This is a genomic window from Pararhizobium sp. DWP3-4 (assembly GCF_049898205.1).
Lineage (GTDB): Bacteria > Pseudomonadota > Alphaproteobacteria > Rhizobiales > Rhizobiaceae > Pararhizobium.
In genome coordinates this window covers 276,671-292,866 of sequence record NZ_JAFCXF010000005.1, presented here as the reverse complement: position 1 = coordinate 292,866, position 16,196 = coordinate 276,671, and the positions used below count along the sequence as shown (strand labels likewise).

At 58.8% G+C, this 16,196-nt stretch carries 11 protein-coding genes and 2 pseudogenes; 8 read left to right on the top strand and 5 right to left on the bottom strand.

The window, feature by feature from the left end; genetic code table 11:
• The first annotated feature begins 50 nt into the window (after window positions 1–50).
• Entirely contained in the window at window positions 51–1,361 is a 1,311-nt protein-coding gene (locus ACP7E6_RS15350) for an extracellular solute-binding protein (RefSeq protein ID WP_426230603.1), read from the top strand.
• Between the two features lie 202 nt (window positions 1,362–1,563).
• Here ACP7E6_RS15350 and ACP7E6_RS15345 read toward each other — a convergent pair whose 3' ends face one another.
• Window positions 1,564–2,268, bottom strand: a complete 705-nt coding sequence (locus ACP7E6_RS15345) for a GntR family transcriptional regulator (RefSeq protein ID WP_426230601.1) — start codon at window positions 2,266–2,268, stop codon at window positions 1,564–1,566.
• Window positions 2,269–2,536: 268 nt separating this feature from the next.
• Here ACP7E6_RS15345 and ACP7E6_RS15340 point away from each other — a divergent pair, with 268 nt between their 5' ends.
• The 5 genes and pseudogenes from ACP7E6_RS15340 (at window position 2,537) to ACP7E6_RS15320 (ending at window position 7,588) form a co-directional block, all read left to right on the top strand.
• Window positions 2,537–3,625: an ABC transporter ATP-binding protein gene (locus ACP7E6_RS15340; RefSeq protein WP_426230766.1), complete on the top strand. Its 1,089-nt coding sequence runs from the start codon at window positions 2,537–2,539 to the stop codon at window positions 3,623–3,625.
• A gap of 32 nt (window positions 3,626–3,657) precedes the next feature.
• On the top strand, window positions 3,658–4,947 hold the full coding sequence (locus tag ACP7E6_RS15335; RefSeq protein ID WP_426230600.1) for an ABC transporter substrate-binding protein: 1,290 nt from the start codon (window positions 3,658–3,660) through the stop codon (window positions 4,945–4,947).
• 244 nt (window positions 4,948–5,191) lie between these two features.
• Window positions 5,192–6,028 (top strand): annotated as a pseudogene (locus ACP7E6_RS15330) (ABC transporter permease); the annotation flags it as partial.
• A 1-nt stretch (window position 6,029) separates the two neighbouring features.
• Window positions 6,030–6,851, top strand: a complete 822-nt coding sequence (locus ACP7E6_RS15325; protein ID WP_426230598.1) for an ABC transporter permease — start codon at window positions 6,030–6,032, stop codon at window positions 6,849–6,851.
• A 5-nt stretch (window positions 6,852–6,856) separates the two neighbouring features.
• Window positions 6,857–7,588, top strand: coding sequence for an aspartate/glutamate racemase family protein (locus ACP7E6_RS15320; RefSeq protein ID WP_426230596.1), 732 nt, complete (start codon window positions 6,857–6,859; stop codon window positions 7,586–7,588).
• Window positions 7,589–7,791: 203 nt separating this feature from the next.
• On the opposite strand, the gene ACP7E6_RS15315 is transcribed toward ACP7E6_RS15320, so the two are convergent.
• Window positions 7,792–9,693, bottom strand: coding sequence for a potassium transporter Kup (locus ACP7E6_RS15315; protein WP_426230594.1), 1,902 nt, complete (start codon window positions 9,691–9,693; stop codon window positions 7,792–7,794).
• A 358-nt stretch (window positions 9,694–10,051) separates the two neighbouring features.
• Here ACP7E6_RS15315 and ACP7E6_RS15310 point away from each other — a divergent pair, with 358 nt between their 5' ends.
• Together ACP7E6_RS15310 and ACP7E6_RS15305 are read left to right on the top strand one after the other, a co-directional pair.
• Complete coding sequence (locus ACP7E6_RS15310) at window positions 10,052–10,291, top strand: helix-turn-helix domain-containing protein (protein ID WP_426230592.1); 240 nt, start codon at window positions 10,052–10,054, stop codon at window positions 10,289–10,291.
• Window positions 10,284–11,537: a type II toxin-antitoxin system HipA family toxin gene (locus tag ACP7E6_RS15305; RefSeq protein ID WP_426230590.1), complete on the top strand. Its 1,254-nt coding sequence runs from the start codon at window positions 10,284–10,286 to the stop codon at window positions 11,535–11,537. Before ACP7E6_RS15310 ends, ACP7E6_RS15305 begins: the two co-directional genes overlap by 8 nt.
• Before the next feature lie 765 nt (window positions 11,538–12,302).
• On the opposite strand, the gene ACP7E6_RS15300 is transcribed toward ACP7E6_RS15305, so the two are convergent.
• From ACP7E6_RS15300 to scpA, 3 genes and pseudogenes are all read right to left on the bottom strand, one after another.
• Complete coding sequence (locus tag ACP7E6_RS15300) at window positions 12,303–12,773, bottom strand: acyl-CoA thioesterase (protein ID WP_426230765.1); 471 nt, start codon at window positions 12,771–12,773, stop codon at window positions 12,303–12,305.
• Between the two features lie 164 nt (window positions 12,774–12,937).
• Window positions 12,938–13,262: pseudogene (locus ACP7E6_RS15295) on the bottom strand (acyl-CoA thioesterase); the annotation flags it as partial.
• Between the two features lie 197 nt (window positions 13,263–13,459).
• Complete coding sequence (gene scpA / locus ACP7E6_RS15290; protein WP_426230588.1) at window positions 13,460–15,601, bottom strand: methylmalonyl-CoA mutase; 2,142 nt, start codon at window positions 15,599–15,601, stop codon at window positions 13,460–13,462.
• Window positions 15,602–16,196 lie beyond the last annotated feature (595 nt).

Genomic DNA, 16,196 nt, shown 5'->3' with positions numbered 1-16,196 from the left:
GCAGTGGTTTCAACGGGGCAGGGAGCCCCTCACAAAGGGAGAGATAGACCATGAGACGTTTTCTATTGAGCACCGCTGCAGTGATCGCGCTGACATGCGGCACGTCTGCACAGGCCCAGACAAAAATCGAGCTCCAACGGTTCTTCGGTGCCTGCGACGCCGACTATGGCAAGGTCACCGAGGTGTCGAAGGCGGTCGGCGAATGCGGCATCATCACATCGTTGATCAACAAATTCGAAGCAGATAACCCGGATGTCGATGTCAACGTCACTACCGTCGAATGGCCCGGCTACGATCAGCTCAATGCACAGCTCGCGTCAGGTGCTGCTCCTGATGTTGTGTCGATGCACTACTCGGCAATCTCCGACTACCAGTCGCGTGGCTTGATCGACCCGGTCGATGAAGTCCTGTCGGCGCAGGGGATCTCGCCCGACAGCTTTACCGATGCGGCGCGCGGCGGCGTCACCAAGGAAGGCCAGATGTTCGGCCTCCCCTTCGATAACTGGACGATGCTGTTCCACGTCAACCTGAACCTGATGAAACAGGCTGGCCTCGTCAACGCGGACGGAACGCCGATCCTGCCGACCTCCGTTGACGAACTGATCGCACAAGGCAAGCAGTTCAAGGAAAAGACCGGCAAGCCCTATCTTGTGCAGATCCTCGCCAATGAGACGGCAGCTTACGCCCGTGTTCTCTACACGTTGCTGCAACAGCAGAACGCCGACTTCTTCGCCGACCCGACAAAGATCACGCTGAACACGCCGGAAGCAAAGTCCGTCGTCGAGCTGATGAAGAAGATCAAGGACGAGGGACTGACGACAACAGGCCTCGACTATGCGGCTGCAGTCACCTCTTTTACCAATGGCGACGGGGGCATCGCGGTCAACGGCACCTGGCTGATCGGCGATTTCGTCGCCCAGTCGGAAAAGGAAGGAACGGCGCTTGAAGGTGGCTACACCGTTTATCCGGTTCCTCAACTCTACCCGGGTCGTGACAGCACCTATGCTGACGGCCACAGCTGGGTCCTGCCGCACAAGGATCGCACGCCAGAACAGACTGAAGCGATCGGCAAACTCTTCAAGTTTTTGGCCGAGAACGACTTCCAGTGGGCCCGCACGGGTCACCTACCGGCGGTCAAGGCAGTCTTCGACATGCAGGACTTCAAGTCGCTGCCGCATCGTGAAAACATTGCCAAGATCGCCGAGACCGGCCGTTCCTTGCCGGGCGCCGTGCAGCGCCAGTTCGCCATCCAGGATATTATCGGCGAAGAAGTCGGCGCTGCCGTTAACGGCGACAAGACCATCGATGAAGCCCTTGGCAGTGCTGAGAGCCGCATCAACGATCTGCTTGCCAACATCTGATTGTTGCGATCCGAAAGCACCATTGGGACGCGGGAACTGGTTTCCTGCGTCCCTGGCCTCTGCCGAACGATTTTATCCGCCGGTCAAATCGTTTGTAGAATTATACGGATCACGGCTAATTTCTTCGCCTCTCGAAAAACCGTCGCACACTTTTCGTCGGTCGAAAAACAAACACGTTCACAACAGGAGGCGTTTCCCAGCGCTATACCCGGAACGCCTCGTGCAGGTCGCTCCCCCTGGTCGCACGCATGTCGAGGTCGGCTTCGATGTGATCGATGTGATGGACCATCAAGTGGCAGCCACGGTCGAGATCGCCGCGTTCGATGGCAGTGACAATGTCCTGGTGTTCCTGGTGGCCACAACTTGAAATGGCCGATTGACCATAGAGCGCGATGACCAGCGAAGAGCGGGCGACAAGTTCATCCATGAAGCGTTGCATGACGGCGTTGCCGGTCATCGAGGCGAGCAACAGGTGGAAATCGCCTGACGCCTTGATCTCGGCGCGACGCGCCGTCTGGCCGCGCTCGTTCATCAAGCGGCCTTCTTCCATCAGCAATTGGCGAAGGTGCTGGAAATGCGTGGGCCCCATATGTTTTGCGGCTTCCCGCAGAATACCCGGTTCAATCATCCGGCGGGTAGCAAATATCTGGCGGGCTTCCTCGGGCGATGGGTAGGCGACGAAGGCGCCGCGGTTTTTTTCGACATTGACGAGCCCTTCGTAGGAAAGGGCCTGAAGAGCGCCACGTACCAGCGTGCGGCTGACATTGAACAGGGCGCCGACATCAGCTTCCGAAAGCTTCGTGCCGGGCGCAAGCCTGCGGTCAACGATCGCATCGCGGATGGTATCGCGGATATGATGTGTGCTGATATCGATCTGCTCTTCGGCAGGCGCTGCTACGATCTTCATGAAATGTGGTTTCCGGGTTGAGGCGCTGATCCTAGCGTTCTTTCTGAGCAAAGTTAACCGGAATCTGTCTGCATGTGACTGGTGAAATTGTATACGATCTCTTGCTGATATTGCCAACGAACGTCTAAATTTTAGGCGTTCCTTATGTTGATTAAATTTGCAGCAAGAACCAAGGACCACGATTAACGCTGGCTTTTCAGTTGGTTGTCCCCGGACACCGAGTCTGGCACGCTTGATGCATTGCTCTTCCCGTCACAGGGGAAGCATGATGTCCAAAGCGGCTGAAATCGATATCATATCCGTTTCCAAGATTTATGGCAGCACCACTGCCGTCCATTCCATCAGCTTGAAAATACCCTCCGGCAGCTATTGCTGCTTCCTTGGCCCGTCCGGCTGCGGCAAGACCTCGACGCTCAGGATGATTGCCGGGCACGAGAGCATTTCGTCGGGCGATATCCGGCTCGGCAATATTGTCGTCACCGATTTCCCCCCTGCCAAACGCGGCACGGCGATGATGTTCCAGTCCTATGCGCTGTTTCCCCATCTTGACCTTGTGGACAACGTTGCCTTCAGCCTGAAGATGAAGGGCGTCGAGAGGCAGGAGCGCCGGGCAAAAGCTCTGGACATGCTCAGGCTCATGCAGATGGAGCCCTATGCCAACCGGCGCCCGGCCCAGCTTTCCGGCGGCCAGCAGCAGCGCGTGGCGCTGGCACGGGCGCTGATCACCGATCCGGAAGCGCTGCTGCTCGACGAGCCGCTGTCGGCGCTCGATCCATTCCTGAAAATCCGTATGCGGGCTGAGTTGAAGAAACTGCAGAAGAGCCTCGGCATCACCTTCGTGCATGTGACCCATAGCCAGGAAGAGGCGATGGCGCTTGCCGATATCATCGTCATCATGAACGATGGCCGCATCGAGCAGGCGGCGCACCCGCGCGAAGTCTTCGAGCGTCCGGCCACGGCCTTTGTCGCACGGTTCATGGGCGATCACAATGTTCTGACCGGCCGTGTCGTCGATAGCGGCGAGGGGAAGGTGACGCTGGAAGTCTCCGAAGGCCAGACATTCACTGTCGCGGGACCGGCACAAGAGCCGGGCGCACCCATCGATATCGGCGTGCGCACCGACCGTGTGCGGCTTGCGACGCCTTCGGAAAAGACGCTCGGATTTCATGGCATCGTATCCAATGTCGAATACCGCGGCGCCTCCGTGAAGATCACCGTCATCGGTGCCGGCAGCGACGATTTCACCGTCATCGCCACCGATGCCGATTATTTCGAGAAACCCGTGTCGGTTGGCGATGCCGTACCGCTCAGCTGGGGCCTTGAGGATGCCGTCCTATTGGGCCGCATTGCCGCCTAGTCCAACTCACAATCAAAAAAGAGGGAAATGATATGACCACTGAAACAAAGACTCCCAAGGGCATTTCAAGGCGTGGCCTGCTGAAGACCGGTGCTGCGGCAACCGGCGCGGTGATCGGTTCCGGCCTTATTACCGGCTTCCCGACCATCTGGGCACAGAACCCGATCACGCTTCGCCAGTTTGGCACCGGCGTGTCGAACATCAATGCCATCGCCGAGAAGTGCAAGGCCGATCTCGGCATCACACTCGAGATGACGGCAACCGACAGTGATGCCGCTGCCCAGCGCGCCGTAACCCAGCCGGATAGCTACGACATCGCCGATATCGAATACTGGATCCTGAAGAAGGTCTTTCCGGCCGGCGTCATCCAGCCGATGGATATCAAGAAGCTGAAATACTACGACAAGATCGTGCCGCTGTTCAAAACCGGAAAGCTGAAGCCGGACAGCGTTATTGCGCAGGGCACCGCACCGCATACCGTTGGTTATGTGGAAGCCATCGGCGACAAGACGTTTGCCAAGGGCGAAACCCAGTTCTTCACCATGGTCCCGACCATCTACAACGCCGATACGCTCGGCATCCGCCCGGACCTCGTCGGCCGCGACATCACGTCCTGGGCCGATATCATGGACCCGGCCTTCAAGGGTAAGACGTCCATCCTGAACATACCGTCGATCGGCATCATGGACGCGGCTATGATCATGGAGGCGCTCGGCAATATCAAATATGCCGACAAAGGCAACATGACCAAGGAAGAAATCGACGCAACGATCGACTTCCTGATCAAGGCCAAGCAGGACGGCCAGTTCCGCGCCTTCTGGAAGTCCTTCGATGAATCGGTCAACCTGATGGCTTCGGGCGAAGTCGTCATCCAGTCCATGTGGTCGCCGGCCGTTGCCGCCGTCCGCTCGAAAGGCATTGCCTGCAAGTATCAGCCGCTCAAGGAAGGCTACCGCTCATGGGGCGGCGGTCTCGGCCTTGCCTCGCATCTGGAAGGCGCTCAGCTCGACGCGGCCTATGAATATATCAACTGGTATACATCCGGCTGGGTCGGCGGCTACCTCAACCGCCAGGGCTACTATTCCGCCGCCATGGACACCGCCAAGGAATTCATGACCGCCGACGAATGGGGTTACTGGATCGAAGGCAAGGCTGCGACAGGCGACATCATGTCCCCTGAAGGCAAAGTCATGGAGAAGGCCGGCGCCGTGCGCGACGGCGGCTCCTTCGAGGAACGCATGGGTAAGGTCGCCTGCTGGAACTCGGTGATGGACGAGGACCGCTACATGGTCAAGCGCTGGAACGAGTTCATCGCTGCTTGATGATCTCCACCCTCCCCTTGAGGGAGAGGGTTGGCACGCAGTGCCGGGGCGGGGTGACTGTCTTGACATCCGATGGTTAACCCCCACCCGCAGCTTCTCTGCGACCTCCCCCCCTCGAGGGGGAGGTACAGAAGACAAACCGGAGACCCAGGACGTGACAGCAGTCATCACGCAAGACGAGACGCAAATTGAAACGGCGGGAAAGACTGGGCTGGCTGCGCGCATCGGCAGGACCTCAGCTCATCTCGCCTCCTATCTGCAGGCGGTGCCGCTGGCGCTGATCCTTGGGTTTTTCTTCCTGCTGCCGATCCTGATGATCGCCGTCGTCAGTTTCTGGGATTATGATTTCGCCGGTCTCTATCCTGACTTCTTGGCCATGAATTACACCGACACGCTTGGCTCGTGGGTGACCTGGAAAACCTATCTGAACACGCTGAAATACACGGCGATGGTCTGGGCCCTGACCTTGCTGATCGGCTTCTGGGTCGCCTATTTCCTCGCCTTCCATATCCGCACGACTACCATGCAGATGGTGCTGTTTCTCGTCTGCACTGTGCCCTTCCTGACCTCCAACATCATCCGGATGATCTCGTGGATCCCGGTGCTCGGGCGCAATGGCCTCGTCAACACGACGCTGATCGAAATGGGCGTCATTCCCAAGCCGATCGAATGGCTGCTCTATTCCGATTTCGCTGTTGTGCTGGCCATGGTCCATTTGAACACTCTGTTCATGGTGACGCCGATCTTCAACACATTGATGCGCATTGACCGCTCGCTGATCGAAGCGGCCCGCGATGCCGGTGCCAATGGCTGGCAGATCCTCTGGAACGTCATCATTCCGCTGGCAAAACCGGGCATAGCTATCGGCTCCATCTTCGTTGTCACGCTGGTCATGGCGGATTTTTCCACCGTTCAGGTCATGTCCGGTGGGCAGAGCGCCTCGGTAGCGCTGATGATGAAGAACCAGATGTCGCTGCTGCAATATCCTGCCGCAGCCGCCAATGCGGTCGTGCTTCTGATCGTCGTGCTGTCTATGGTCGCTGCCATCCTGCGCGTCGTCGATATCCGCAAGGAGCTTTGAGATGAGCCACGAGAGACGCACCTTCGAATTCTACGTGCTCGCCGCGTTCTTCACGCTCTTTGTGCTGTTTCTCTACGGACCCCTATCGGCCGTGTTTATCCTGTCCTTCCAGGGGCCGGATGGCGGTCTGACCTTTCCGCTCAATGGTGTCTCGGTGCACTGGTTCTTCAACCTGTTCGAGCAGCAAGCTGTCGGTGATTTCGGAGCGTCGTTCAAGCGGTCCTTCACCCTCGGGCTGATGGTGATGGTCGTCAATGTGGCGGTATCGCTTCTGGCGGGTTTGGCTTTCCGCCGCAAGTTCCGTGGCTCGACGGTGCTGTTCTATCTGACGGTCGCCAGCCTTGTCGTGCCATCGATCATCATATCCCTCGGCATCGGCGTCGTCTTCCAGCAATTCGGCCTGAAACCCGCCTGGTACTCCTCCGGCTTTGGAGCGCACCTGACGTGGACGCTACCGTTCGGCGTGCTGATCATGTTTGCGGTCTTCAACCGCTTTTCGCCGGCCTATGAGGAGGCGGCGCGCGATCTCGGGGCGACATCCTGGCAGACCTTTGCCCATGTCGTCCTGCCGATGATTGCGCCAAGCCTGATCGGCGTCGGCCTGTTCGGCTTTACGCTCTCCTATGACGAATTCGCCCGTACTCTGATGACATCCGGAACTTACAACACGCTGCCCCTGGAGATCTACGGCATGACGACCAACGTCACGACGCCGGTGCTCTATGCGCTGGGCACCGTCACCACGCTGTTTTCCTTCTCCATCATCCTTTTGGCGCTCGCGATCATTCTCGCTCTGCGCCGACGGCAGGCGAAAGTGATCTGATCCGCATGCGCATCCTCGTCGTCAATCCCAACACCACCCGATCCATGACGGACAAGGCGGCCGAAGCGGCCCGTGCCGTCGCCGGCAGCGGTACGGAAATCATCACGGCCACCGCAAAGATGGGACCAGCTTCAATCGAAGGCCATTATGACGGCGCTCTCGCATTGCCGGGCTTGCTCAAAGAGATTGCCGCAGCGGAGAAAATTGATGCTGCCGTCATCGCGTGCTTCGACGATACGGGACTGGATGCGGCCCGCTCGCTCGCCGGGTTTCCGGTGCTGGGCCTGTGCGAATCAGCGCTTGTGACGGCAGGCTTCCTGGCCCAGCGCTTCACCGTCGTAACGACGTTGGAGCGCTCGCGCGCCCTGTTGGAAAACCTCGTGCGCCACTACGGTTTTGGCGCGCGGGTACGGGTTAGGGCGGCAGATATTCCCGTACTTGAACTGGAAGATCCCGTTTCCGGAGCGCTTGGCAAGTTGCGAAGGCAGATTGAGCGAGCACTTGCTGAGGATGGCGCCGAAGCGATCGTTCTCGGCTGTGCCGGCATGGCCGATCTCGCTTATGCGCTGCAAGGGGAATATGGCGTGCCCGTCGTCGATGGCGTTTCGGCAGCGGTCAAGCAGGCGGAAGCACTGGTCGCCCAGCGCCTGACCACCAGCAAGCGCGGCTCTTACGTCACGCCATTCGCCAAGCACTATGCGGGTGCGATGGCGGATTTCTCGCCGGTTGGTGTTTGAAGTGCGACGGGCCTTTAAGACACTGTTGATTGTTCTGCCATGATGGGCCTGCACAGCGAGCACCCGAACCATCCTTCCCGCCGTCGGATGTTGAAATAGCCGCTGCGGTCGGGATGGCGGCGCAGTGTCCTGTCCCGAGGCCAAAACACTCTTTTTTGGAACTACGAAGGCATTCAACCTATGCCTTCCCAGCGGCGGCGCTCCTATATGGTAACGTGTTCGCCAATCTCCACCACCCTATTCGTCGGCAGATAGAAATAGTCGGACGGGTCGATAGCCGTCTCGGCCATCGCGATATACAGCCGGTCCTGCCAGCCAGGCAGTCCGGAATTGGGGTCGCTGACCAGCTTGCGCCGACCTAGATAGAACGATGTCGACATAATCTCGAACTTGAAGCCGGCTTTACGGCAAAGGCCCAGCGCTTTCGAGACATTCTGCGTCTCCATGAACCCGAATGTGAGCTCCAGCTTGCTGAAGCGCTCGGAAAGTTTGGTAATGACGAAGCGCTGTTCGTCGGGAACAACGGGAATGCCGGCCGTCTTGATTGTCAAAATGACATTTTGCGCGTGAAGCACGTGGTTGTGCTTGATGTTGTGAAGTAGCACGCCTGGCACCTTGTCGGGAACGCTCGTCAGGAAAACGGCCGTGCCGGGCACTGCTATGGGGGCGTGCTCCGACTTGCGTTCGATGGACGCGATGAACCTGTCGAGAGGAACATGGTTGCGTGCGGATTTGTCGCGCAACAGCAAAGAGCCCTTTCGCCATGTCCACATCATTACCATGATCGTGGCCGCAATCATCACCGGAACATAGCCGCCGTCGTGAATCTTGAGGAGGTTTGCTCCCAGGAATATGCACTCGAGCAGGAGAAGCGGAAGCAGAATCACCACTGACGTCAGTGCAGACCAGCCCCACAGTACTCGAACAAACTGGAAGGCCAGCAGCGTCGTGACCACCATGGCGCCCGTTACCGAAATGCCATAGGCGGTCGCGAGAGATTCAGAATCGCCGAAAACGAAGATGAGAAGGAGGACACCGGAAAGCAGAAGCGTATTCACGGCCGGGACGTAAATTTGACCCGTATTTGTTTCAGACGTGAAGCAAATTTCCAGGCGCGGCAGGAACCCTAGGTGAATTGCCTGACGGGCGAGCGAAAAGGCGCCAGTGATCACTGCCTGACTGGCGATGATTGTCGCAGCAGTCGCCAAAATCACCACGGGCAGCAACGCCCATTCCGGGAACATGAGATAGAACGGATTGCTTGCCGTGGATGGGTTAGAAAGCACCAAGGCCCCCTGGCCGAGATAGTTTAGTGCAAGAGCCGGAAAAACGATGATGAACCATGCCCATTGGATCGGCCGTCTGCCAAAATGGCCAAGGTCGGCGTAAAGTGCCTCAGCGCCGGTGACGGTCAGAAAGACCGCGCCAAGCACAACCAATCCGACGAAGCCTGCCTTCCACACGAACCAAAAGGCGTAGATGGGATTTAGCGCGTTTAGTATTGTGAGGTCGTCAGCAATATGCGCAATGCCACCGGCAGCCATGACCAGGAACCACAGCACCGTGATTGGACCGAAAAAATTGGAAACTGCCGCCGTTCCCCGGGATTGAACGGCGAACAACACGATCATGATCGTGGCAGAGATTGGCAATACGTAGTCGGCAAGTGTAGGCGTTACAAGCTTCAGACCCTCGACCGCAGATAATACCGAGAGGGCGGGGGTTATCATCGCATCACCGATAAAAAGCGCTGCGCCGATGATCCCCGCGAAAAACAGTATCGTCGTGTAACGGCTGGTCTTTTTCATGAGAAGGGCCAGCAGCGACAATGTGCCGCCTTCGCCATCATTGTCTGCTCTCAGCAAAAACAGGACATATTTGAACGTCACGATGATCGTCAGCGTCCAGATCATCAACGAGATGACGCCAATAACCTCGTCATGCGTCACGCCGTCGTGAGCAAACGGCCGCAGAGCTTCTCGGAACGCGTAAAGCGGGCTGGTGCCGATGTCGCCATAGACAACGCCCACCGATCCGAGAAAAAGGACAAGAAACTTTCGCGTGTCTGTTATGAGGCCAGGCGCCTGGCCGGCGGACGAGATCATGTTGTCTCCAGGTCATTCAGAGCCATTTTGTGCGGCGCAATGCAGGCACATATGAAGCGTTCTGACTGGAACCGCAATAACTCCCTTGAAGTGGCTCCCGCTTGGTCGAAGAGGCGATGAAAGAAAGGGTCTCCAGGCGCCTCACTCCACTTTGATTTAACAAGCGTGATCCTTAAACATATCTTTTCACCGATATTGATACTTTTACGCATCATAGTCCCGATTAACGATTGTAAAAGATATCTCTACGTATCATACTTCAGTAAATGAACCGTTTGGGGATCTTTTTGTGAAATCCGAGTCAGAAGCTTTGCTCGAGATCGGGCGCCTGTTGAGGAGAACGCGCATCGCAGCGGCAATGACCCAGGAACAGGTCGCCGACATGGCCGGAATATCGCGCCCTCGATACCGCGACATAGAAACAGGGTCCGCGGCAGCGCGCACGACAACTCTGATCAATATCGCGCGCGCGCTCGGACTGGAGATGATGCTGATCCCCAAGGTAATGGTCCCAGCCGTCGAGGCGTTGATGCGCCCATATGACGATGACGATTTGCCCGCGTTTGTTTCCACAGCCGAAGATAACGATCATGGCTGAGATGTTTCAGGCTCCTAAAACCATATCATCGCTGGACGTGCTGCTCAATAATCGGAAGGTTGGCACGATAGTGAGGACACCTGGGGATTTCAACGCGTTCAGCTTTGACGAAACGTACCGCAAGACAGGCGGCTTCCCCGTTCTCAGCCTGTCCTTTCGGGCAGCAACAGGAGACTTACGCAAGAATCCCAAGCCTGTTGCTGGAGCCCTGCCGGCATTTTTTGCCAACCTTCTTCCCGAGGACAAATTGCGCGAGGCGATGGAGAAACATCATGCAGGCAATGTACGCACCGGAAATGATTTCGATCTGTTGGCTGCACTCGGGTCCGATCTGCCCGGTGCTGTCCGTGCCGTGCCGAGCGAGGGCACCATAACTTCTTTGAGAGAAGCCTCCAGCCCAAAGCCGAAAGCCCGGTTCTCGCTCGCAGGTGTTCAGATGAAGCTCTCTGTGATCAAAAATACCGGCAAGGGCGGTGGCTTGACCCTGCCAATGGGCGATGGGGAGGGAGCGTACATCGCCAAATTCCCATCGACCTCGTTTCCTGGGGTCTCCGAGAACGAATATGCCAATCTCGCTCTGGCCGAAGCGATCGGAATGGAAGTGCCGGAGCGTGAACTTGTTGCGCAGACCGAGTTTGAGGGGATCCCGGAAGAATTCCGAACGCTGTCGGACGGCAAGGTACTTCTCGTCAGACGCTTTGACCGTGCTATCACGGGCGAGCGCATCCACATCGAGGATTTCGCTCAGGTATTCGGCATCTATCCCTCGCGCAAATATGACGGTGCCGCCTATCATGATATCGCCTCGGCACTTGGCATTGCCGTCTCTTCTGCCGCGTCGCTTGAATTCGTGCGCCGACTGGCTCTCGCGGTCATTACCGGTAATGGCGACATGCACCTAAAGAATTGGTCCCTGATCTACCGCGGCATCGGCAACAAGCCGGCGCTCGCGCCGGTGTATGATGTGCTCTCGACGATCCCCTATATTCCGGCCGATGCCATGGCACTGTCGCTGGCAGCTGAGCGCTCATTTAAGGCACTGACCGCGCAACGGTGGAAGGCTTTTGCCAATCGTGCGCGATTACCGGAGCCGGCCGTTCTCAACGCGGTGGTCGACGTTACCGAACGCGTGAACCAGCATTGGTGGACCCTGCCCGAGCGCACAGTCATTCCCGAGCAGGTGCTTGAGCGAATCGACGCCCATGTGAGCTTGATGACACCGATACTGGGAACCTGTGCCGGTTAGCATCAACGACGCGTTCAGCAGAGATCAGAGATGAATGCCGGCCTGAGGTCGCAAGGTCAAACCAGATGGGAGCAGAGGTCCCGTCCGCGCTATCCTGCCTATTGTCTTTGGATATGCAGATTTTGAGTCACGGTGAAGCCGGCATTGCAAGACGTTCATGCCGCGGCGAAATATCGAACAAAGGTTAAGAGTGGTCGCGATGTTCCAGCTCCGAGAGAATTGCATACTCTTCCGCAAGGAAATTCAGCAACCTGCGCACCGAAGGTAACAGGCCGCGGCGGGAAATGTAGCATGGGTGGTGCGCTGGATAAGCCTGACGCCGAGATTGTCTTCCAGGTGCGTTATCCCGCAGCTCAGTCGCGAACGCGGCATGTCCAGCTTCTGGCGGCAGCAGAGAAACCATGCTGCTCGACGATTTCGACGAACAAGCTGAGATCGTTCAAGTCTGCCATGTCGTATCTAGCATACTGCCGATCTACGGCCGGCCTACACCAGATTTACGGTCCTTTCACAAAACCAACAACAGGACTTACGCGGGCCGTTGCCAAGGACGAATTGCAACGGGCGTCCAAGAGAGCGTGTTGAGAGCAGTTGTCGGCACATATAGCAGCGCACCGACCCAATGGGTTGGTGACGGCTTTCCGGTTGTGATGACCGGTGGCGCGCAGCACCGGGTGGATGATGGTTCCCAACCGAACCGAGTGCCACGCGGCGTTGCAGGCCCAAGGGGCCGCAAGTTTCGTGGGAGCGGTTCAAAAACCATGCTCAGGAATTTCCGTCGCCTGAGCCAGAGCCTGCCGCCTGGAAGCGAGCCTCGAATTCGCGACGCAAGTTGCGCCTCACCTGCGCGGCCTGCTCACGGCGTTTTCCGACTGCACTGTCCGGTTGATGCAGGGGGACAGTGGTCGGGCGCCCTTCGGCGTCGACGGCGACCATGGTGAAATAACAGGAATTGGTATGCCGGCGCTCGCCAGTCCGAATGTTTTCGGCTTCGACCCTGATGCCGACTTCCATGGACGTGCGACCGGCATAATTGATCGAGGCCCGAAACGTGACAAGTTCGCCGACATGGATGGGTTGACGGAAAACCACCTGATCGACCGACAGGGTCACGGCATATTCCTGCGAAAACCGCGACGCACAGGAAAAAGCCACCCGATCAAGCAGATTGAGGAGGGCACCGCCATGGACCTTGCCGCTAAAATTCGCCATGTCCGGCGTCATCAGGACAACCATCTCGAGCTGCGTCGTGTCGTGATCTGTTTCCAAAATCGCCTCCTGGTTGTGTTTGCCTTGTGATCGGATGCCACCGACGATGGCCCCGTAATTTCTGCGTTCATCGATCGAACGGGACTGTCATCCGTAAACGATGGGTCCTGGCTGACGGCATCCCCTGCTTCTGGAACGGCTGTCGGACGGCCGTTGTAGTCCAGCGCCACCATAACGAAAATGGCGTCGGTTACTTTGTCGATTCGGTCGGAGAGATATTGGCGAGCCCAGGCTTCCACCTTCAAATTCATCGAGGCGCGACCGACGGCAATGACCTCGGTGTAGATCCACAGCGTATCACCGATCTTGACCGGTAGCGCGAAGGCCATCTCCTGGACGGCGGCCGAGACCGCGACCCCGGGCACGCTCCGCCGCCCTTATGCCTCAGGAAACGTCCATCTGGGCCATGACCCATCCCCCGAAAATGTCGCCTGCGGCATTGGCGTCCGCCGGCATGGCCAATGTTCGCAGGCTCAGTTCGCCGTCTGGGTGTCTGGAAGGTGGCAGTCGTTCGAACTCCGGTCGTCACAATAAGGGAAAATTACAGGCAGCTGCGATACGTGCGCTACGCGCTGTACTTCCAATGCCGCAGGGAAGGGGCCGGCTGTGACCGCGCGCAATGACAGACCCGGGCTGCGTTCGAAACCGAATCCTCACGCATTGCGCAGCTTGCCTTCCATGAGGTCGAGCACGGCGCGGCCAGCCTCCATGACATTGGTGCCGGGACCGAAGACGGCAGCGACGCCATTGTCGAGCAGGAACTGGTAATCCTGGCGCGGCACGACCCCGCCGACGACGACGATCACATCGCCTCCGCCCTTGGCTTTCAGCGCCTCGATCAGTTGCGGTGCCAGCGTCTTGTGACCGGCGGCCAGCGACGACATGCCGATGACGTGTACCTTGGCATCGACCGCCATGCCGGCTGCTTCCTCCGGCGTCTGGAACAGCGGACCGGCCAAGACGTCGAAGCCGATATCGCCAAAGGCCGAGGCGATGATCTTGGCGCCGCGGTCATGGCCGTCCTGACCAAGCTTGGCGACCATGATCTTCGGCTTGCGGCCGGTGGTGCGGGAAAAGTCGGAGAGCCGGGCAGACAGCGTCGCCAGTTCTGGCTCGTCCTTATAGGCTTCGCCATAGATATCGCTGACGACTTCCGGCACGGCAGTGTGATCGCCAAAGACGATGCGCATCGCATCGGAAATTTCGCCGACGGTGGCGCGGGCGCGGGCCGCTCTCACGGCCGTTTCGAGGATATTTCCGTCGCCGGTACGGGCGACCTTGGTCAACGCTTCCAGTGCTGCCGTCACCTCGGCGGTGTCGCGGCGCTTGCGGGTCTCCTCGATGCGGCTGATCTGGGCGACGCGAACGGCGGCATTGTCGATATCGAGAATGTCGAGATCGTCCTCGGTCTCCAGCCGGTATTTGTTGACGCCGACGATGACCTCCTCGCCCTTGTCGACGGCAGCCTGGCGGCGGGTGGCGGCCTGCTCGATCAGCCGCTTCGGCAGGCCGTCGGCCACCGCCTTGGTCATGCCCCCCAGCGCTTCGACCTCTTCCATCAGCGCCCAGGCCTTGTTGGCAAGCTCCGCCGTCAGGCTCTCGACATAATAGGAACCGGCCAAGGGATCGACCACCCTGGTGACGCCGGTCTCGTGCCGCAGGATCAGCTGGGTGTTGCGGGCGATGCGCGAGGAGAATTCCGTCGGCAGCGCGATCGCCTCGTCGAAAGAATTGGTATGCAGCGACTGGGTGCCGCCGAGCACCGCCGACATCGCCTCGAAAGCGGTGCGGATGATGTTGTTGTAGGGGTCTTGTTCCTGCAAAGAGACGCCGGATGTCTGGCAATGCGTTCTGAGCATCAGCGAGGATTGCTTCTTCGGGTGGAAGCCTTCCATGATCCGCGTCCACAACAGCCGTGCGGCGCGCAGTTTGGCGGCCTCCATGAAGAAGTTCATGCCGATGGCAAAGAAGAACGACAGGCGGCCGGCGAATTCGTCGACGCTCAAGCCCTTGGCGATGGCGGCACGAACATATTCACGGCCGTCGGCGAGCGTGAAGGCCAGCTCCTGGACCAGTGTCGCGCCGGCCTCCTGCATGTGATAGCCGGAGATCGAGATCGAGTTGAATTTCGGCATTTCGCGGGCGGTGTAGTCGATGATGTCGGCAACGATCCGCATCGAGGGTTCCGGCGGATAGATATAGGTGTTACGGACCATGAATTCCTTGAGGATGTCGTTCTGGATCGTGCCGGAAAGCTGCGCGCGCGGCACGCCCTGCTCCTCGCCCGCGATGATGAACGCGGCGAGGATCGGGATGACGGCGCCGTTCATGGTCATCGATACCGAAATCTCTTCGAGCGGAATGCCGTCGAAAAGAATCTTCATGTCCTCGACCGAATCGATCGCCACGCCGGCCTTGCCGACATCGCCGACGACGCGCGGATGATCCGAATCGTAACCGCGATGGGTGGCGAGATCGAAGGCGACCGAAACACCCTGCTGGCCGCTGGCCAGCGCCTTGCGGTAGAAGGCATTCGAGGCTTCGGCAGTGGAAAAGCCGGAATATTGCCGGATGGTCCAGGGGCGGCCTGCATACATGGTGGCGCGCGGACCGCGGGTGAACGGCGTGAGGCCGGGTAGCGAGCCGAGATGACCGGCGGCTTTGAGATCGGCCTCGGTATAGAGCGGCTTGACGGCAATGCCCTCCGGCGTCTGCCAGGTGAGACTGTCGGGCGAGGATTTGAGCTCGCGTTCGGCAAGCGCTGCCCAGTCGGCGAGGGTTTTTTTATCGGACATTGGAAAGTCTCCTTGCATCGATCGGACGTACACCCTCCCCTTGAGGGGGAGGGTCGGCGCGCAGTGCCGGGGTGGGGTGACGTTTGAAACGTCCCTGACCGTCACCCCCACCCGCCGCTTTGCGGCGACCTCCCCCCTCAAGGGGGAGGTAGAAACATGCCTCAACCGGCTTTGACCACGTGCGAAGCACTCGCCGTGGGTTTGCTGGAACGATACTCGGACGGGGCGCTGGAGGCTGCCGCGAGTGAGTAGAATAGATGGCACCCTTTAGCGCCCCGTTCAGCGGTTTTTGCCTGCGACCTGGGTCGCTATGAGGTGGCTCGCCAGAATGGCGTTCGTCTGACCTGATGGAGCCCGGCCGAACCAATTTATCGGCAACACTCCACACGGCCGCCGCCGGTGTCTCCGATCTCCCCGTCGCCGGGGTAGATCCGAGGATCAACCCGAGACGCAGCTGAGGAATCGGACGGACGTTCGGCACGTCCGGCGAAACCATTCCGTCTGCCACCCTGTGTGCCGCACAGGCACGCCCGGCGCGCTCTTTCGGGCATCCGAAGCGCAAAGGCCGATCCGCAGCCTGTCCGCTTCTCCCCTG